The following is a 19,436-nucleotide window of genomic DNA, read 5'->3' on the forward strand; positions in this document are numbered from 1 at the left end:
AAGAGATTGGGACTAAATACTAAAAACAGCAAAAAAACCCTCAAGACATAGATATTTTGTCTTAAGGGTTTTATCAATAGCTGATAATTATCATAGTTAAAACACAACAATTCCCGAACTTTGTTAATTGCACTTATCCTAGTCAAATAATTAACAAGGCAACATGTGGAATGCTATTTTTCTTAGTCTTTATATTCTTATTGCATTAGCCATTATAATAAGTATCCTTTTGCATGGCGCCAAGCCCTCAAAAAGTTTAGCTTGGCTTCTGGCCATTTTCACCCTTCCCGTGGGTGGTATGTTCCTTTATCTTCTTCTTGGAAGGAATCGTAGAAAAAATAAGTTGTTGAAATTAAAAAAGAAGGCTTTTTTAAACTTGCCGGAACCCTCAATGCAGCACATGGCGTCTATGAGCGGGAAGTACCAAAAACTTATGACCTTGGTATACCGAAATTCACATTTCCCGCCAACGGACAGAAATGAACTCCACCTGTTGAAAGATGGCAAAACGACCTTCGAATCTATTTTTGAAGCTTTGGAAAACGCTCAGTACCGCATACATCTGCAATACTACATTTTTGAAGATGGGGAACTAGCTCAAAAATTATTGGAACTTTTTGAACGTAAAGTTGCACAAGGGGTGGAGATAAGAATGATCTATGACGGTATAGGCAGCTTTTCATTGAGTAAGGCCTATTTGAAAAAATTAATGAGCATTGGTGTGGAGGTATTTCCATTTTTACCGTTCAAGTTCGGGCGTTTTTTTTCCTCCCTAAATTATAGAAACCATAGAAAGATCATTGTGGTAGATGGCAAAGTGGCATTTACCGGAGGAATAAACGTATCCGATAAATACTTGAAAGGCGATGTGGCACTGGGCAACTGGCACGATATGCACTTAAAGCTTGAAGGTACTGCAGCGAGTCATTTGGATTTTGTATTTGCAATGGATTGGTATCTAGTTTGTCAAAAGACAATTTCTGTGCAGCCCTTACATCCGGATGAGGGTGCCACAAAAAAAAGTGCATCTAAACTTGTGCAGATCGTTTCCGGTGGACCTGATGACGACTTTCCTTCCTTGGAGCAGACCTACTTTGCAATGATCAATAAGGCTAAAAATTACCTGTATATTACCAATCCCTATGTAATTCCAGGACAGGCCATTATGCAGGCGCTACAGACAGCAGCATTGGGAGGCGTGGATATACGCTTGATGGTGTCCGAGAATGCGGACAATAAAATAGTAAGTTGGAGTGTTCGTTCTTATTTTGAACCCCTTCTAAAATCCGGTATAAAAATCTATTTATTTCCTGACGGATTTTTGCATAGCAAAATCATTGTCAGTGATGATGCCATTGCGACCATAGGTACTGCCAATTTGGATGATAGAAGTTTTGAACAGAACTATGAAGTAAACGCAATTGTTTATGATGCCGATTTTGCAAACTTGTTGAAGGAAGATTTTCTTAAGGATGCCTATTCCAGTAGAAAGCTGGACTATGAAGATCATATAAAAAGACCTTGGGGAGAAAAACTAAAAGAAGGTTTTGGAAAAGTATTTAGTCCGTTGTTATGAATTGATCGTTTCAAGACTCAATTCGTTCTTGCACGGTTTTCCTTCTTCCCAACTATTTAGGTTCTCAAAAGTAATTTCAGCAATATTGGTCAAGGCTTCTTTGGTTATAAACCCTTGGTGGGGTGTAAGCAGCACATTGGGAAAGGATAATAATTTTTTTAATTGCCCATCCTTTATCCCATCCGCAGAATTATCCTTAAAGAACGACCCTTTTTCCTTTTCGTAAACATCTGTGCAGTAGCCTCCGATCGAATTCCTCTCCAAAGCGGCGATCAATTCTTTGGTCTCCACCAAGGCTCCTCTTGCCGTGTTTATCAAAATAACCCCAGGTTTCATCAAGGCAAGTTTTTGTTTGTTTATCAAATAAAAGTTCTCTTGGGTAAGCGGTATGTGAAGACTTATGATGTCCGATTCCTGACATATTTGATCCACGGACGTGTAAGTAAGATCATATAACGGAACTAGTCTGTAATCTGGTTTAAGGTCGTTGGCCAAAATCCTGCAACCAAAACCGTGCATGATCTTGGCCATAACACTTCCAATCCTACCAGTTCCAATAATACCTACGGTCTTACCGTTCAAATCGAAGCCCATAAGGTTATTTTGAAGAAAGTTGTAGGAGTGTACCTGTCTATCTGCCAATGTAATCTTTCGGTTAAGCGCCAGTAATTGTGCAACGGCATGTTCTGCAATCGAGTAGGGGGAATAGTCAGGGACATTAGCTACCTTTAGTCCATATTTTTGCGCCGTTCTTAAATGAACATTGTTATACCCTGCTGAACGTAGGCTTATATAACGCACCCCCAAATCCGATAACTTTTCCAAGACCACAGAGGAGGCATCATCGCCGGAAAATATGGAAACTGCCTTATAACCAACAGCCTGAATGGCCGTTTCGGCATTCAGGGCATCTTTTGTATAGCTTACCGTATGAATATTTTTATTGGCATTGATCAAAAAAGGGACTTCAAAATCTTTAGCGCTATAGACCAGTAACTTCATTTTTTTCTTCTTTGTTAAATATTAAATCTTGGTCTTCCATGGCCATTACAACAAGTTTTATATAATCCTTTATGGTTTTTTGGATGTTATCCGGATCGGTGATGTCAATGCTTCCTCTCCATATCATGGACCTTTCCTTGCCCTCACAAATACAGTAAAGTGTAGTCTCGGCGCTGTAGACCGTGAATTTGTCGTAGTAACCCTGATCATAATAAATGTCTTGGTGACTTAAATAATCATCATTAAATCTGCCTTGGTAATTGTTCCATCTGGAAATGGATTTAAGAAAACTTTCCCTATCCTCGGAACCGGTGACCTTGGTGAATAGAATTGCGTCAAAACCCTTGTCCAACAGACTTTGTTCCACGTCGTCCAGTTCTTTTTCGGTTTTTCGGGAATCGGTAAAGGAGACGTCAAAAACATCCAAGCTACGCATGGCTTCTACATTCCTTTTGCTAAACTCCTTTTGTAGGGTGGTCTCGAATTCTGTCCGAGCTTCGTCATTTTGTGTCATACCCACTATCAAAACCTTATTGGCATGGAACAGCACAATATCTGGGTTTTTCCAATTTTCTACCAAACTTGTCGAGGAACACCCTGTTAGTAATATTGCGAATAGAATTAATACTTTTTTCATGGTATAGGCTTTTGTAATAATGGTTTTTGGATTTCTCCCTATAGATTATAAACAGGGTTTATTCATTGGACAAATTTTGATGCTCATGACCCGACTTACTGGGTATGGCCGCCCATCCGGCAACATCCTGTTTGTTATTAAATGATTGCCAAGTTAGTGGATGTGCTTCTGAAATAATATGACCTTGGTCAGTTAGGCCATTATTTCCCTTCTTGCTTGTTCATTATAAGTATGCTGCCAGTATAATTAAAAATTTCGGATTTCAGGTTTTGATAATTGCCCATACATTCATCAACCTCCATTTGAAGACTATCATTTTTTTTAACATTGTCCTGATTAATGGAACTGACCTTGCCGCCCGACATGCTGCCTAAATTGTTTTCGTGCAATGAAATCTGAGTTCTTATGGCTTCACCTCTATTGTTGATCTCCTCCACCCGGGTTTTATAATCCTGAAGGCGTTCAAAGAGGTTGGGGATGTTGGGCTTAAAGGCGTTGGAATCCAATAGGCGTTTTATAAAAACAATTTCGTTATCCATTAATTGAAACTGTAATTTCCATTGCTGAATTCTCCAGTGTAACTGTGCAATTTTCTTCCCATTATCCGTGGTAATATTTTTGTTTTCCATTTTTTTAGGATCTTGAATAAAGATAAGAACTTTTAAAAACTGCCACAATGAGATTTGTCATCCCTAATTTCCGATAAACATTTCTTGTACTTCATTGAGTTTGGGGACCTGAACTTTCCATCCATGTACATCCCTGATTTTCACCCTAAAGGCATCCAAGGAAGTAGGTTCACCATGGATAAGGAATACCGTTTCGGGAATATTGTCGATTTCCTTCATCCAGTGTAACAACTCCCTTTGATCGGCGTGGGCCGATAGACTTTCCAAATGATGTATTTTTGCCTTAACGGGATAATATTTTCCGAATAGTTTAATTTCATAGGCCCCTTCGTATAGTTGTCGTCCACGGGTCCCTTCTGCTTGGAAGCCAACCAATAACACTGAAGTTGATGGTACATCGATCAGCTGTTTTAAATAGGTAAGCACTCTGCCTCCGGTTACCATGCCGCTTCCGGCAATAACAATCTTGGGCCTGGGATCGTCTATGGTCTTCCAAGTATCGGCGTAGGAAGTTATGATGTTGAAATGATTGCACATGGCACGATACTCGCTCATAGGCAGTTTATGCCAATGTGGAAATTGTTCAAAAACAGACAGGACATTGTTGCCCATAGGGCTATCTATAAAAACGGGAATATTAGGGATCTTATTTTTTTTGTACAATCTCCAAAGTAGGTACATTAAAGATTGTAGTCGTTCCACGGCAAAGGATGGGATGATAAGATTTCCCCTTTCAAGTATGGTTGTTTTAATGAGATCACTGAGTATACCTTCAACATCTTCTTCAGGATGTAATTTATTCCCGTAGGTGCTTTCCACAAAAAGATAATCGGCCCATTTTGGACGATCCGGGGCCTCTAAAAGATCATCCTGCAATCGGCCAATGTCTCCAGAAAAAACAAACATTTTCCCAAAGATTTCCAGCTCAATAAAGGTTGCCCCGATGATGTGCCCGTTATATCGGAACCTGATGCGAATATGCTCGGAAAGGCTGATCCATTGGTCTTTTTCCTTGGCCTGAAACAAATCGAGGGTACGCTCGGCTTCTCTTAACGTGTAAAATGGCAATGCGGGATAATGCTTGCTATACCCTTCCTTATTGGCCTGTTCGGCTTCCTCTTCATGTATCTTTGCACTATCCAAAAGAATGATCCGTGTAATGGCCAAAGTGGGCGCTGTTCCTAGAATTTTTCCCTTAAAACCTTCCTTTAATAATCTGGGCAAGTATCCCGTATGGTCCAGATGTCCATGGGTCAATAGCACCATATCTATTTTTGAGGCATCTATGGGCAAGGGATTCCAGTTTTGCTGTCTTAGTTCTTTTAACCCTTGGAACATACCACAATCTACCATTAGATTTAATTCAGGGGTTTCCAAATAGAATTTAGAACCCGTTACGGTGCCGGAGGCTCCCAAAAAATGTACTTTGATAGTATTCATAGATTATTGATTGCAGAGCTGCTTAATTTCATTCAATATTTTTCCCTTTCTGGTATTGGAAATTCCCAAATGGTCCAAAAAGAACTTATCCTTCCAAAGTTGCCTACATAACACGACATCCCTACTCAATAAAAACTGTTTTTCCCTATTGCTTAGTAGGGTGGATACCGTGATGGGGTAAAGTCCCAAACGATCAATCCGATCCTTTAGACCATCATTTAATGGTAGGTCCCAGCTCAAAAGATACAAACCTACACATTTGCCATAGGCTATGGCATCAGCGGTAAAACGGGTATTGGTTACCACCCAACCTTTATCCAGTTCCTTGTATTCTTTTTTTTTGGTGCCCCAATGCGCCTTAACGTCGTTGTATCTGGAGTGAATGTATAGGGGGATCTTAACATTGCAGTTACGCCCTTCCTCTGAGTGGAATTTACATTCGATAACAGTGACGGTTCCGTTTTTTTCTGCAATTACATCAATTTCATGGGTTACACAGAGACCGTTCATAATTTCATCTACACGGGTCTTGTAACCTGAATATTCCAATAATGCGGCCACAAATCGTTCGAAGGGAAACCCTGTAGGGCCCAATTCATAAATGGCTTTTTTTAATTTGTATTTTGAAGCAAAGACCGATTTGTTTTTTTTCAAAAGGGCGTAGGCCCTGTTGTAAATTTCCTTGGTACTTATACCCTCGTAAAGCTCGTCTTTTACCTGGTCTACAATTTTTTCCACTACATTATGGTCGGCTCCACTGTGCTTGAGGGAATTACGGAGTTTATCCAAAGAAAATTTGGCTCGTTTCCCAGAGGATTTTATAATGTCAATATCAAAATCCTTTTCCATATCATTTCTTTAGATTTATATCCAATTCCGGTATTTTTAAAAGTTGTAAGGTGGTAGAAGCCAAAGTTACCCTACCATCTGTAGCATTAAGAGCCAATACGATTTGCTCGAACAGTTCGTGTTTTGTAATCCGTCTTAATTTATAATCCGTGATATACCTTAAATTGATGGCTATCCAGTTGTCCGTTGGACTAATGGCCAGGGTAGGGGCTATTGTCGCATTTTCTATATAATAGTGCTCTACCATTTGCTTCCATTTTGCCATGGAATTATCCGTGTATTCATAAAGGAATTCAGTAGCCTTTTCCAAAACCAGTTTTTTTGCCAGGGCAACATCCGATTCATAGGTTATTAGTATATCAAGTTCATCCCAAACAAAGGGGAAGTCCATGGAATAGTTCTTTATGGGCCCCTTGAAAACAAAGGCATTACTGATTTTCACGATTCTCCCCGTATAATTGTCACTACTGACCCATTCCCCGATTTCCATTAAAGTAGTATATATGCTATCGATATCAATAACATCTCCTTTAATGCCGTTAATCTCGATGCGGTCTCCTGGCTTATAGACCCTAACAAAAAAAATGTAAAATGATCCTGCAATACTTAATATCAATTCTTGTAGTGTAAAGGTTATACCTGCAGTAAATAGGCCAATAATTATAGTATAATCCTTTATATTTTCTACCGTAAATGCCATAAGAATCAACAGCGCTATTAGAACGTAGCCAATAATCTCTACTCCTTTTTGCGCCTTATATCTAACGGAGACATTCTCAATTCTTTTTTTTAGGGTCCTACGTAGAAAACCAATTAACAACCCAATGGCCAAAATCCATAATAGTAGTTTCGCAATCCGCAATACTATGGGGTCGTTAATAAAATCCAAGAGACTGTCCATGGGCAATATATTTTAATAAGACCGCCAAAACAATATTTGTCTTAGCGGTCTCCCAATTAAAAATAACCAACTATTTTTTTTGTCCAAAAAAGTCACGAACCAAGGCTTTCGTCTGGTTCTCGGTCATACTGTCCGCTTTGGTGACCGCTTTTACTTTATCTGCTAGACCTTTGTGGTGTTCCAACAGTTCTTTTCTAAACTTCTCATTGGTATCTGCCGGGCCAAAAAGCGCTATGGCATCTGCATCACCAATGGCGTCCGCGAGTTTTTTAAAATATGATTTTAATTGTGCTTTCTCCCTTTCCAGATAGGTGCGCTCGTGTGTAACGTCTTGGGTTACACCGGATTTTACCCTAGGTCCCGAGGTGCCTTTGCGATTGAAAAATTCCATTTCGGAAAAGATCGTTTCCAAATTCTCTTCCTTATTATCCAAACGGATGATATGGGCTTTTTCCCTATCCATCCAAATTCCAATATTAGTCATAATACAATAATTTTAAGATTCGTTTAAAGCCAGAATAGGAACCTTGGCATCATAGCCGATTTCCTTAATTAATGGTCTTGAAAATATACTGTTGAACAGGAAATGTTTTTTGTTGATGAACGCAATCATGTCACTCTTCCTGCTCTCCACAAATGTGGTTATTCCCCCAGCGATGTCCTTATCGGTAAGTGTGTGGAAGCTGTGCTCAACACTTTCAAGAATATCGTCCAAAAGCTGTTTGTGGGCCTCTTGGTCTTCGTCCAGGGAAGTTTCCTTTGTAAAGTGTAAAACACGAATCGCTGTTTGGTGCATCTTAGCTATCTCCAACAAATAATTTAATTCCTTGCGCTTAAAGGTGGATTTATAATTTGTGGGGAAGACAATTTCTTTGGGAACGGAAAACGTCATATCCTCGGGAATTGCCATAACGGGGCATCCTCTGATTTTCTCCATGGCATTTACGGTGTTGCTACCAAAAATTATTCCTTTGGCACCTGTAGCACCTTGAGTACCCATGACAACAAGATCTATACCTTTGCTGTCAATGGCCTCTTTCATGGCTACTGATAGAAAATTGAAGGTGGAAATGGTGTGATAGCTATGTTTAGGGTTGTCGCGGTGTAACTCCAACATGTTTAATAGCTTGGCAAAACGTTCTTCCGATGCTCCCTTGGCAGCTTCATATTCCGCACTTCCCGGTTCTGGCATCATGAGGTTGCTGGTAGTGTAGCTCTCCATCCGGAAAACATGTAAAAAGTAGAATTCACAATTCAGTTTTGCATACAGATCCAAGGCATAGCGCGTGGCATTCAGTGCATTTTGGGAGAAATCGGTGGGAATTAAGATTCTTTTGTCCATGACAATTTTTTTTTGATTGATAGAATAAATATAACAGTCTGTAAGGACTGTGACTATGACAATTGTCATTCTTGGGAGGGGAGAATGAGAAATGGAATATCGGAATACATGCTGAGGTCTTTCACCACAGGTTCGCGGGTGAGTTTTTCAAAAAGATTCCTTTTTTGGTGTACCATGGCAAACATATCCACTTTCAGCTTTTCTAAAAAGATATCTATTACTTTGGCCTTGTCGTCGAAGTTCTTGATCCATTGAAAGGAATGCCCTACGGAACTTAGATTATCCTCTAAATTCTTTCTGTTGGCCTCCTGGGTCGTGTTCAGAATATGTTGTTCATGTACATGAACGACCCGAATGGACGCTTTGGACAAAGAGGCAATGTATAAAAGTTGGGCAATGGTCTTTTGGTCACAATCCTTTTTCAAATCAGTAACGAAAGCTATTTCCTTTATCGGGTGGAAATCCATTTGGCCAGGAATGGCCAGTAATGGGCATTTTTTTATATGATTGGCCACCTTGATGGTGTTGCTCCCGAAAAATATATCTGCAGTTTCCGTTAGTCCTTTGTTTCCCATGGTTACCAGGTGTATCTTAAGCTCTTCTATCTTTTCGATTATGATATCTACCAAGTCGCCTTTTTGCGAAATAGTCTTGAAAGTATGTAGGGGATTTTCATTGTCCAGGACTATTTTGTGTTTGGTATGTGTTAATTTTTCCTTGGAATCTAACTCCAGCTGTTTCAGATGTTTTTTGATATTTAAGATGGGAAGCGTTTTTCCCGGTAACATGGTAAGTTCCGAATAGGTATTCATAATATAGAACGTGCATGTTTCCGATCCTAAAAGTTTAGTGGCATAGAACAGGGCACAATAGGCATTATTGGAAAAATCGGTGGCTACAAGAATATTTTTCATGCTCGATGTATTAAAATTGTGGAATTACCAAGAAAGGAATGGTGACGTGAAACCCTATTTTTTTGATTACAGGTTCAATAAAGAGACGTTCCATAAATGTATGTTTGTTCTGCACCATGACCAGGAGGTTGATCTTTTGTTTGGTCTGAAAGTCATTGATGGCATCTATAACCTCATTGTTGGGCACCTCATGGAACAGTGCCTTGTTACCTAAAATCTTTCCAAGGCCTTTCTTTTGTTTTTCCTGTTCCGAAGTCAGTTCGTTACCCGTGGATACGTGCAATACATTTATTTGGGATCCGTGTTCATCGGCTATGTCCATAAGTTGGCTTAATCTTTCCTTTTTGTACTCTATTTCATAATCGGTTGGAAATAATATTTCCAATGGATTCTCATACTCAAAATTTGGGGGAATTACTAGAACAGGACAATTGGCTTTTTTTATGACATGTACCGTATTGGTCCCAAAGAGGATTTCCTCGGCCCCTGTAGCTCCCTTGGTACCCATTACCACCAAATGTATACCTTCGGATTCAACGGTTTCCATAACTTCGTTCACCAGGGTATTGAAAGCAGTATGTACAACAAAGCTGTGATTAGGGTTATTGTATTCCTTTTCCAAACGACTTTTAAGTTTTTCCAGTTGGGTCATGGAGGTTTCCTGCATTACATCGCCCAAGCCAATTAGACCCGGACTTCCAACCAAATATTCTGCGTTATATACCGGTGGCATATAGGTATGCATTACATAAAATTTACATTTTGCATTTTTAAAAATCTTCAAAGCGTAGCTAATGGCCTTAATGGAATTGTCTGAAAAATCAGTGGGAAGCAAAATTCGTTTCATGGTATTTCTTACTTTAGAGCTGTAAATCTAACGCAGAAGAATTTTGAAAACCATGATATCCGTCAGTTCTATTTCCTCTGTGTTTTGGTAATTTTACTCGATAATAGAGATTAAAACCTGCCTGCTGGCAAGCAGGTGCTCCGACGCTTAAGTCGAAATCTAAAATAAGGGTTCTTTCAATGCTTCGCGGGCCTGCCTTTGTAGGATGCAGACAGGCTTGCCCCGAGGTAGTTTACCTTTCAAAAAATAGAATTATGAAGGATAGTTTTAACAATATAATCAATTCGGAAATACCTGTTCTAATCGATTTTCACGCAGATTGGTGTGGTCCTTGTAAAATGTTGGCCCCCATTTTAAAACAGGTCAAGGATGAAATGGGCAATGCCCTTAAAATCGTAAAGATAGATGTGGACAAGAATCAATCCCTGGCCAGTACTTATCAAGTAAGGGGCGTACCAACCATGTTGCTGTTTAAAAACGGAAAACAGGTTTGGCGACAGTCGGGAGTGCTACAAAAGAATGACATCGTTCGGGTTATTCAACAACATATTTAAAGGGCTGTCCCTAGGACTCGCCCAATTATCAAAATCCAAAATTCTTATTCATGTACTATTAGAAATGGAATCTTGGTATGGTAGCTAATTTTTTCGACTGAGGGTTTAAATAGGATTCGTTCCAAGAAATTTAAGTTCTTGGCTATCATGACCAACATATCCAAATCCCTACTTTCTACAAAAGCTTGTACGGCATCATCCAGATTTTTTAAGGTAAGTGTATGAAAGGTATGCTCATTTTCCCTGAAATAATTCTTGATAAATTCCTTGTTCTTCAGTTGTATATCACTAAGGTCTTTATCTTTTTGGGACACGTATAGGAAGCGCAGTGCAGCGTTATGCATTATAGCAAGCTCCTTTACTTGGTTCAGGACCTTAATGTCATACGTTAATTGGAAATCTGTAGGAAATCCTATTTCCCGTGGGTTTTTATACTCGGCGTCTTCGGGCACTGCCAGAACTGCGCATCGTACTTTTGTTAGAACGTTGCCGGTATTGCTTCCCAGGGAAACAGCCTTAAGGCCGGTGGCTCCTTTGGTCCCCATGATGATCAGGTCAATATTTTTATCCTGTACTTCCTGCTTGATATGATCAGTGAAAAATCCGTACAACGCCGATGTATTAAAGGTATGTTTGGTGTTAAGGGGCAAGCGTTCAATTTCTTTAAGCAAATTTTCCAATTTTTCCTTACTTTCCTTTAGGATGGTTTCCTCCAATATTTCAGGAGAAACATACATGGCGGCTTCACCACCGGAATTGTAGGCAATGGGATTTATATGAATAATATGAAAAGTACATCGTGTTTTATGGTACAAAGCCGTACCATATTTAATGGCATTCCAGGCATTGTCAGAGAAGTCAGTAGGTATCAATATATTTTTCATAAATGTTTTTTTAACGGTTCAATAGGGTTTGGTTTTGTTGGTTCAATGCAATGAATTAAAATTAATTGCTCTTTAATTGTTCCCCAATGACATATATCATGTGGGCCGTAATAGTTGCAAAATGGTAGCGCTGTTTAGGGTTCTATTAAGGGAAATATTAAGAAGGGTACTTCGGTATTGAAGGCCACCCGCTTAATAACATTTTCTTTGGTTAACTTTTCAAAGAAACTGTGCCAATAATTTACCATAGCGATCATTCCTATATTTTCATTTTCATGGGTATAGCCATTTATGGCGCCAGAAATATTGGAATGCCCCTTAACCTCTTCAAAGCCGTATTTAAGGCCAACTAACCTTTTGGGCAATGTATCTTTGGCTGTTTGTTGATGGGGTTGCAATTCCTTGCCCATATCAATATGTACGATGGTAATTTTGGAGTTCCATAATTTTGCCAATCCTATGAGCGGTATCATTTCCACTTCGCTATAGACATGTTCAAAGTTGGTGGCAAAAGCAATTTCGTCAGGAAGGTCAAAATCATAATTTTCAGGAACGGCAACGATGGGACAGAAGTCAATTTTCTGTATAATCCTTACAGTGTTGCTGCCCATAAATACCTCTTTCAGCGCAGAGGAACCTTTGGTTCCCATAAAAATATATTGAATGCCCTTATCTATAGTAGTTCTCCCTATGGCATTTACCAAGGAATCGGCTATACTTAATCCCTTAAAGGAGTGCTTAGTATTTTTATTTGCGGATTCCAATTCGCTTATTAGGGAATTGATATCTCTCTGTGATTCATCCTTTATAGCCCCAAACAGACGAGTGTCCTTTGCTTTTCCCATTGTACTGCTCAAATTGGATGGACCAACTTCAAAGGCATGCAAAATATGGAAAACACACTCCACTCTTTCAAATAGGTAAATGGCATAATCAATGGCATTCCTGGCATTGGCAGAAAAGTCTGTGGGTAATAAGATATGTTTTGCTTTCATGTGTTTATTTTTTTTTGTTTCTAAGGTCAAGCCAGTCCTAAAGATTAAATCTGGCGTGTATAACCTTTAATGATCAGAAAACAATATCCTATCTGTTTAAAAATTCTATTAATCATTTAGGTGTCATCTTTTCTACTTTTTTCAACGTTCAGTTACCTTCCTAGGATTGTTCCGGAAGGAACAAGACCGGCACTATGGAATGGAAAGCAATTTTTTTAATAACAGGCTCTTCAATTATTCTTTCCCAAAAGCTGTGTTGGTACCTTACCATGGTAAGAAGGTCCGCCCTGGTTTCAGCCACATACTGCTCCACGCTATGCGCTATACTGGCCTCGAAGACAAGTTCATGGAGGGAATAGTTGGAACCAGCTAAACGTTCCTCCAAAATTTTTATATTCGTTTTCTGTGTATCGTTCAGTTTAAATTCAACGGCCACGTGTATTACTTTTATTGTTGCGTTCCAAAGTTTTGTAAGTTCTACCATGGGCAATAGCTCCATCTTTTCATATTTTCTCGTATAATCCGTAGGAAAAACCAGTGTCCGAAGCTTTTGGAAGTTATAGTCTTTGGGAACTGCTAAAATGGATATGTTTTTAAGTTGTTTTAGGACATTTACCGTATTGCTGCCCATAAAAATTTCCTTTGCTCCAGTAGCTCCTTGAGTACCCATAACCACGAGGTCTATATCGCTTGCGGATACCAACTCCTTGACAGCCCCTTCCAAAGTGTCGGACCTGGAAATGGTTTCAAAACTGTGGTTCTGGTTGTTGTGGTTTTTACTTAGATAAGTCGCTATTTTTTCCAATTCCTGAGCTGAATACTGCGCCAATGAGTCATAAATGACTCCTAATCGTTGTTGGCTTTTTTGCCCCAACATATTCATAGCCTTGGGTTCATAGGCGTGTAAAATGATAAACTTGCATTTCACATCGGTATAGAGTTTTAAGGCCGTAAATATGGCATTCCAGGCATTATCTGAAAAATCTGTCGGCAATAGGATCTTTTTCATGATTCGGTTTTTTTAAGGGGTTTTTCCCAATTGTCCGGTATTGCCAAAAAGGGTATCCTGGAATGGTATCCAATGGAATCTATCGTAGATTTATTGATCAGTCGATGTAAAAAAGTATGCTTACGGTTCATGATGGCCAGTAGACCAATTCTATGTTTTTCTACATATTCATGAATGGCGTTTGGCATTAATTCGCCCTTGACCTGCTCAAAGGAATGGTCCATGGTATCAAGGAAAACGCCAAGGGCTTTTTTATGGTCATTTTGTTTCTCGTTGAGAACAAAATCCTCCTTAACATTCAATACAATCAATCTAGCCTTGTGCATCTTGGACATTTCTGCAAGAAAACCTAATGCTTTGGGGTCATATGGAGTGGTGTAATCCGTAGGGAATACTATAGAGTTAATTTCCTTAAAGGCATAACCATTGGGAATGGCCAATACCGGAATCTTAGCTTTTTTGATAACATGGACGGTGTTGGTTCCCAAAAAGATTTCCTTGGCCCCTGTAGCTCCCTGGGTCCCCATGGCAATGATGTCTATTCCCTCCCGTGCGGTAACCTCTTCAATTTCATCGGTCAGAATATTAAAAGATGAAATGGTCTTGAATTGATGGTTTTTGTTGTGAAGGTTCTTTCTTATATCCCTTAGCGTTTTTTCCAAACCCGCTTGGGCCGTCTCGACCCCTTTGTCCGGAATGGCACTGTTGACCGGACCGCCCATCATATAATCTACCCTATAAAATGTAGGGGTATAGGTGTGAAGTATATAGAAAAGGCATTTTTCATTTTGGAAATAGTTCACCGTATATAAGATGGCGTTCCAAGCGTTGGCAGAAAAATCGGTGGGCAACAAAATTTTTTTCATCCTTGTATCTTTTTAAATTATCTAGGTAGATTTTGCATCACCAAAAAGGGCAACTTTAATCTCAGCCCTATTTCGTCTACGGTTGATCTGTAAAGCATATCCTCCAAGAATGAATGGCGCGAGTTTACCATGACCAAAAGGTTTATGTTATTCTTTTTGATGTAATCCATTATGGCCTCGGCCTTATTCTTAGCGGGGCATATCTCAAAAAACAGGAAGGCCTCTGCCAGGGATTCCCTAAGGAAGCGTTGGTTGTCTATCTGTCTGTTGCTTAAATCTTCAAAGTCTGAAATGTATAGGCAATGGATTTCCGATTTAAATTCGGAAGCCAAGGTGTTCAATAACTTCAATTCCCGACGCTTATACGGCAGCATATAATCTGTGGGAAACAATATCTTTTTAGGCTGTTGGTATTCATAGTCCAAAGGAACTGCGAGTACAGGACACTGAACGTATTTGAAAACCTGTACCGTATGGCTACCGAAAGTGATTTTTTTGTCGTCAGTTTGCCCTTTTGTACCCATTATGACGAGGTCAACATTTATTTGGTTGGCAAAATCGTTCACTGCATCGACCAAAGTGTCGAATGCCGATAGTGTTTCATAGGTGTGTTTTGGATTGTGCTCCCTAGCAGTTAGTTTTTGGATAAGATCTTTTAAATATTTATCCGTATTGTTCTTAACAGTTTCCTTTTGCTCTTCAATAGAGGTTTCCCCATTAGTCTTGAACGGGCCATAAACCTCATCGGCATAAGCATGTAAAAAGTAGAAGTTGGTGCGTTCACATTTGTATAGATTCAATGCATAATCTATGGCATTCATGGCACTGTTGGAAAAATCGGTAGGAATCAAAACTGCTTTCATAGGTTCTCTTTTGTATACCTATCAAAGTTATTGGTAGCGACATATAAAACCTATGACATTTATCAGTAGCCCAATATGAACCTATAGGCGCAGGTTTATTCGTGAAGGACCAACAATGGAACCTTGGTTTGAAAACTGATTTTTTTAATGGTGGTATCGAACAATAATTGTTGTAGAAAATTTAGGTTCTTGGCCACCATGATAACCATGTCAATGTTCTCGCTTACCACAAATTGCTCAATGGCACTTTTGGCCTTTTCATGTTTTAGGTTGTGGATACTGTGAGATTTTTCATAAAGCTCCAGCAGATAGTCCTGTAAATAGACCATATTCTGATTTTGGGCTTCATTTAATTGTACATTGGGCTTGGAGACATTAACAACACTTAGGTTGGCTTTGGTAAGTCGGAGCATCTTTGAAATAGCTTCCAAAATGGAATGGGAATAGAAAATGTTATAATCGGTAGGAAAGGCGACTTCTTTAGGGATGCATTGTACTGCTTTTTCAGGAATCACCAATAGATTACATGGTACTTTAGTCATGACATTACCGGTATTGCTGCCCAAAATGGTTTCTTTTATACCGGAAGCCCCTTTGGTTCCCATGACAATCAAATTTATTTTTTTGTCCAATACGGTCTTGCGAATAATATCTATAAGATTTCCATATTCGTGCAGGGCAATAAAATTATGTTCCTTGTTGGAGGTAATGGTCTTAATGCGGGCAAAGGTTTCCGTTAGATTATCCTTAAGTCTCTCATTGATATCTCTGGATGGTAGCACAAAGGAATTACTGTCTACACCGGACTGCCTTAATGGGTCAACATGTAAAACGTAAAAATTGCAGGAAGCGTCTTTGAATAACTTAATGGCATATTCAATGGCGTTCCAAGAATTATTGGAAAAATCGGTGGGGAACAGTATATTCTTCATTCAATTAGATAGCTACATTAGCACAAAATTACGGTAATGGCTATACCTGAATTATGACATTGGTCAGTTTCCAATAAAAATATTGTTTTATAAATGTACTTCAATTTAATTTATGTATTGTAAGGCCTTTAATTCCTTGATGCGAATATTTCTACCTTCAATGTCGATCAGCCCTTCTTTTTTAAACCCGGATAGGGTACGTATAAGGCTTTCGGTGGCAATACCGGCTACACTGGCCAAATCGTTTCGTGAAATTTTAATGGGATCTTCGGTTTTTTTATTCATGACTTCTGCAAACTGCAACAAAGTTTGGGCTGTTTTCTTACGTACGGAACTATAGGCCATTTGTAACAATTGCTGTTTTATGTCCTTAATATTTCCAGTGAGCAGTTCCATTAGCTCCAAGGAGATATTATGGTTCTTTTCCAATACCTGTTTTAAATTTTCCTTGGATATACCGGCTAGTTCCACATCTTCAATAGCGGTCGCCGATTCCTGATACGGAATATTGTCTATAAAGGAGGTAAATCCCAAAAAGTCGTCGGCCCTATAAAGCGAAGTGATCAGTTCTTTTCCGTCCTCATCCATAGTATGGCATTTTACTACCCCTTTTAAGATAAGGTATATTTTGTGAGAATAGGTACCTTCTTGATAGATGGCAGTACCTTGAGGAAAATTTGCAGGCTCGCCATTGTCGTCAAAAAAGTTCTTTAACTCGTTCAAGGTGCGTATCTGATCTTCCAAATCTGTTGGATTTATTGATCCTTCCTTTGCCATACGCCCCAATAGTTCCACTTTTGCCAAACGACTTTCAATGGCATTTATGAGGTCTTCCTCTTCAAAAGGCTTGGTGAGGTAATCGTCCGCGCCAAGATCCATTCCTCTACGTATCTCTTTATGTTCAGTCTTGGCAGATAGGAATATAAAGGGTATGTGCTTGGTTTTTTTATCTGAAGAAAGTTCCTTTAAAACGCCATAACCGTCTACCTCTGGCATCATTATGTCGCAGACGATAATATCCGGCAATTTTTCCTTTGCCATTTGAATGCCAATTTTTCCGTTTGGAGCGGTAATCATGGTATAACCTGAAAGCTCCAAAAGTTCTTCGGTATTCTCACGTAAGGCTCTATCGTCCTCGATCAATAAAATAGTCTTCATTGTTCTTTCAATTTATGTTTTCTAATGGGATAACTATTGTAAAAATAGATCCTTGGTTTTCTTCACTCGTAAATACAATGGTGGCACCAAGATTCTCCAAATGTTGTTTGGCAATGTTAAGTCCAATGCCCGTACCTTGGTTCAACAATGCATTTTCTGCCCGGAAATAACGATTAAAAATATGTTTCTGTTCTTCGGCAGGGATACCAATTCCACGATCGATCACTTCTATTAGTATGGTGTCCTTTCCTTTTCTCACCGCTAGACTTATAGTTGTATCTTCAGGGGAATATTTAATGGCATTGTGAATCAGGTTGGACAAGGCCAGTTCCAAGGTTTTTTCATCAAATCTGACGAAAATGTCATCGATATTCTCAGGATATTTGATGGTTTGGCCCGCCTTAAGGAGCATGTTGGCACCATAGACTACCTCGTTGACAATTTTGCTAAGTGGGAAAGTTTCCAACTTGTAATTTACCTTTCCTGAATCCAAACGCTCCACCGAAAGAAAATCGGTTAAAATGGTATCCAGATAGCGTACTTTGTTCTTTATGGTTTCAACGTGTTTGTCCCGCTTTTCCTGTTGGTGACTTTCGGTATACTTGGCCAATAAGGTAATAGAGGTAAGTATACTGCTCAAAGGGGTCTTGAATTCATGGGAAACCAAGGAAAGGAAGCGTGTTTTCAGTTCGTTCAATTCCTTCTCCTTGGCCAAGGCTTCCGTAAGTTGTTTGGTGCGCTCTTGGACCTTTTTTTCCAGCTTTTCAGTGTAATTTTTTCGTTCAGTTATATCTAGTATAATAGCAACAAAAACCTGCTTTTCCCCCAGTATGGATAGTTGAAGATGTACTTCTACCGGATATATGGAACCGTCCTGCCTTTGGTGGTCGGTCTCAAATTTCACCTTGAGCCTTTCTCCTTTCAATAAGGGGTCTATTAGGGTTTGGAATTGTGGGGCGTCCATATGGGGTTTAATATCCAAAGGCTTCAATGTCTTAAACTTTTCCAAAGAATAGCCCATATTGCGCTGTGCTTCTTTATTGACATTTAGAAAGTGGAGTGACGTGGCATCGAATACATATATTTCGTTCAGCGATTCATCAAATATTCTGGCCCAATGACTAAGTTCCTTTTCCTTTATTTTACGTTCCGTAATATCAATGATAAGGGCCATTACATAGGTTTCCTCATACAGTTTAAATGGGTTGAGCCCAGCTTCAACAGGAAACTCATTGCCATTTTTGTGTACTCCGTGTAGGTCCCTTCCTTGACCCATTTGCCTTCTTTCGCTTTTTTCAATGAAACGTTCCACATGCTGATCGTGGTGGCCGCGGTACCTTCGTGGCACAAGGGTGTCCAATGGTTTTCCCAAAAGTTCCCCCTTCGTGTACCCAAACATTCTCTCGGCGGAGGAATTGGTGGCAACAATTGTCTGCTCGGTATTGACTACTATAATTCCTTCAGATACCCCTTCCGAGAGGAGGTTGAAGATTTCACTGTTTTTTTGGAAAGCCCGCATAAGCCAAAGATAAAATTTTTAAGCTGATTAATGTCATATAAAATAACTTGGCTATTCTCTATTTTTAAACTGATCTATTCAAGAATACAAAAATGGAAAATACAAAGAAAGTTGGTAAGAAATTCTATGAAACCCTGGGAAAATTGTTTTATGCCGTGGCTGCTATAGACAAGCGTATCCACAAAAAGGAAGTAGACAAATTAAGGGGGTTTATTCGAAAGTATTGGTTGGATGTGGATGGACTGGAGGATGAATATGGTACAGATGCTGCTTTTCAGATCGAATCAGTATTCGATTGGGCTATGGATAAGGAGGAGGATAGTGAAGCATGTTACGATGAGTTTAAGGAGTTCTATAAAGATAATAGCAATATGTTTAGTAAGTTTGTCAAGGTACTCATTTTAGATACTGCGAATGCCATCTCCAATAGTTTTTCAGGAAAAAATAAGGCAGAATTGGTGATGCTGGGCAAACTGGAACTTTTGCTAAAGGAATAATAAGGTAGAGAATTGGTTTTTT

The 19,436-nt window shown here is 39.3% G+C and carries 21 protein-coding genes; 3 read left to right on the forward strand and 18 right to left on the reverse strand.

Going from position 1 to position 19,436, the window contains the following annotated elements; all coding sequences use genetic code 11:
- Positions 1–163 precede the first annotated feature (163 nt).
- Positions 164–1,576, forward strand: a complete 1,413-nt coding sequence (gene cls, locus MWU84_RS10080) for a cardiolipin synthase (RefSeq protein ID WP_246901267.1) — start codon at positions 164–166, stop codon at positions 1,574–1,576.
- On the opposite strand, the gene MWU84_RS10085 is transcribed toward cls, so the two are convergent.
- The 10 genes from MWU84_RS10085 to MWU84_RS10130 form a co-directional block, all read right to left on the reverse strand.
- Positions 1,571–2,578, reverse strand: coding sequence for a 2-hydroxyacid dehydrogenase (locus MWU84_RS10085; RefSeq protein WP_246901269.1), 1,008 nt, complete (start codon positions 2,576–2,578; stop codon positions 1,571–1,573). The two genes, cls and MWU84_RS10085, sit on opposite strands and share 6 nt — an antisense overlap.
- The gene (locus MWU84_RS10090; RefSeq protein ID WP_246901270.1) at positions 2,559–3,215 is read right to left on the reverse strand and encodes a hypothetical protein; all 657 of its coding nucleotides are present in this window, start codon (positions 3,213–3,215) and stop codon (positions 2,559–2,561) included. Before MWU84_RS10090 ends, MWU84_RS10085 begins: the two co-directional genes overlap by 20 nt.
- A 200-nt stretch (positions 3,216–3,415) precedes the next feature.
- Entirely contained in the window at positions 3,416–3,844 is a 429-nt protein-coding gene (locus MWU84_RS10095; protein WP_246901272.1) for a hypothetical protein, read from the reverse strand.
- 63 nt (positions 3,845–3,907) lie between these two features.
- Positions 3,908–5,284, reverse strand: a complete 1,377-nt coding sequence (locus tag MWU84_RS10100; protein ID WP_246901273.1) for an MBL fold metallo-hydrolase — start codon at positions 5,282–5,284, stop codon at positions 3,908–3,910.
- A gap of 3 nt (positions 5,285–5,287) precedes the next feature.
- Complete coding sequence (locus tag MWU84_RS10105; protein WP_246901274.1) at positions 5,288–6,133, reverse strand: ATP cone domain-containing protein; 846 nt, start codon at positions 6,131–6,133, stop codon at positions 5,288–5,290.
- A gap of 1 nt (position 6,134) precedes the next feature.
- A complete protein-coding gene (locus MWU84_RS10110; RefSeq protein ID WP_246901275.1) occupies positions 6,135–7,034 on the reverse strand; it encodes a mechanosensitive ion channel family protein in 900 nt (299 codons plus the stop codon).
- 70 nt (positions 7,035–7,104) lie between these two features.
- Complete coding sequence (locus MWU84_RS10115) at positions 7,105–7,518, reverse strand: hypothetical protein (protein ID WP_246901276.1); 414 nt, start codon at positions 7,516–7,518, stop codon at positions 7,105–7,107.
- Between the two features lie 12 nt (positions 7,519–7,530).
- Positions 7,531–8,376, reverse strand: coding sequence for a universal stress protein (locus MWU84_RS10120; RefSeq protein ID WP_246901277.1), 846 nt, complete (start codon positions 8,374–8,376; stop codon positions 7,531–7,533).
- 65 nt (positions 8,377–8,441) lie between these two features.
- Entirely contained in the window at positions 8,442–9,290 is an 849-nt protein-coding gene (locus MWU84_RS10125; RefSeq protein ID WP_246901279.1) for a universal stress protein, read from the reverse strand.
- A gap of 10 nt (positions 9,291–9,300) precedes the next feature.
- Positions 9,301–10,137 (reverse strand): universal stress protein, encoded by an 837-nt coding sequence (locus tag MWU84_RS10130; protein WP_246901281.1) that lies wholly within the window; start codon positions 10,135–10,137, stop codon positions 9,301–9,303.
- A 254-nt stretch (positions 10,138–10,391) separates the two neighbouring features.
- Here MWU84_RS10130 and trxA point away from each other — a divergent pair, with 254 nt between their 5' ends.
- Complete coding sequence (gene trxA / locus MWU84_RS10135; protein WP_246901283.1) at positions 10,392–10,691, forward strand: thioredoxin; 300 nt, start codon at positions 10,392–10,394, stop codon at positions 10,689–10,691.
- A 44-nt stretch (positions 10,692–10,735) separates the two neighbouring features.
- Here trxA and MWU84_RS10140 read toward each other — a convergent pair whose 3' ends face one another.
- The 8 genes from MWU84_RS10140 to MWU84_RS10175 all read right to left on the reverse strand — a co-directional run bounded on the left by MWU84_RS10140 (position 10,736) and on the right by MWU84_RS10175 (position 18,917).
- A complete protein-coding gene (locus MWU84_RS10140; RefSeq protein ID WP_246901286.1) occupies positions 10,736–11,575 on the reverse strand; it encodes a universal stress protein in 840 nt (279 codons plus the stop codon).
- A gap of 134 nt (positions 11,576–11,709) precedes the next feature.
- The gene (locus MWU84_RS10145) at positions 11,710–12,570 is read right to left on the reverse strand and encodes a universal stress protein (protein ID WP_246901289.1); all 861 of its coding nucleotides are present in this window, start codon (positions 12,568–12,570) and stop codon (positions 11,710–11,712) included.
- A gap of 160 nt (positions 12,571–12,730) precedes the next feature.
- Positions 12,731–13,579: a universal stress protein gene (locus MWU84_RS10150; protein ID WP_246901291.1), complete on the reverse strand. Its 849-nt coding sequence runs from the start codon at positions 13,577–13,579 to the stop codon at positions 12,731–12,733.
- Positions 13,576–14,445 (reverse strand): universal stress protein, encoded by an 870-nt coding sequence (locus tag MWU84_RS10155; RefSeq protein WP_246901294.1) that lies wholly within the window; start codon positions 14,443–14,445, stop codon positions 13,576–13,578. The genes MWU84_RS10150 and MWU84_RS10155 overlap by 4 nt, the downstream gene beginning before the upstream one ends.
- Positions 14,446–14,462: 17 nt before the next feature.
- Positions 14,463–15,308: a universal stress protein gene (locus MWU84_RS10160; protein WP_246901298.1), complete on the reverse strand. Its 846-nt coding sequence runs from the start codon at positions 15,306–15,308 to the stop codon at positions 14,463–14,465.
- Positions 15,309–15,403: 95 nt separating this feature from the next.
- Positions 15,404–16,240: a universal stress protein gene (locus MWU84_RS10165; protein ID WP_246901300.1), complete on the reverse strand. Its 837-nt coding sequence runs from the start codon at positions 16,238–16,240 to the stop codon at positions 15,404–15,406.
- 105 nt (positions 16,241–16,345) lie between these two features.
- Positions 16,346–17,398, reverse strand: coding sequence for a response regulator (locus MWU84_RS10170; protein ID WP_246901302.1), 1,053 nt, complete (start codon positions 17,396–17,398; stop codon positions 16,346–16,348).
- A gap of 7 nt (positions 17,399–17,405) precedes the next feature.
- A complete protein-coding gene (locus MWU84_RS10175) occupies positions 17,406–18,917 on the reverse strand; it encodes a PAS domain S-box protein (protein ID WP_246901304.1) in 1,512 nt (503 codons plus the stop codon).
- Between the two features lie 92 nt (positions 18,918–19,009).
- Between MWU84_RS10175 and MWU84_RS10180 the strand changes: the two genes are divergently transcribed.
- Positions 19,010–19,414 carry a hypothetical protein gene (locus MWU84_RS10180; RefSeq protein WP_246901306.1) on the forward strand — a complete coding sequence of 135 codons (405 nt, stop codon included), beginning with the start codon at positions 19,010–19,012 and terminating at the stop codon, positions 19,412–19,414.
- Positions 19,415–19,436 lie beyond the last annotated feature (22 nt).

This window comes from Arenibacter sp. F20364, from assembly GCF_023015905.1.
GTDB lineage: Bacteria > Bacteroidota > Bacteroidia > Flavobacteriales > Flavobacteriaceae > Arenibacter.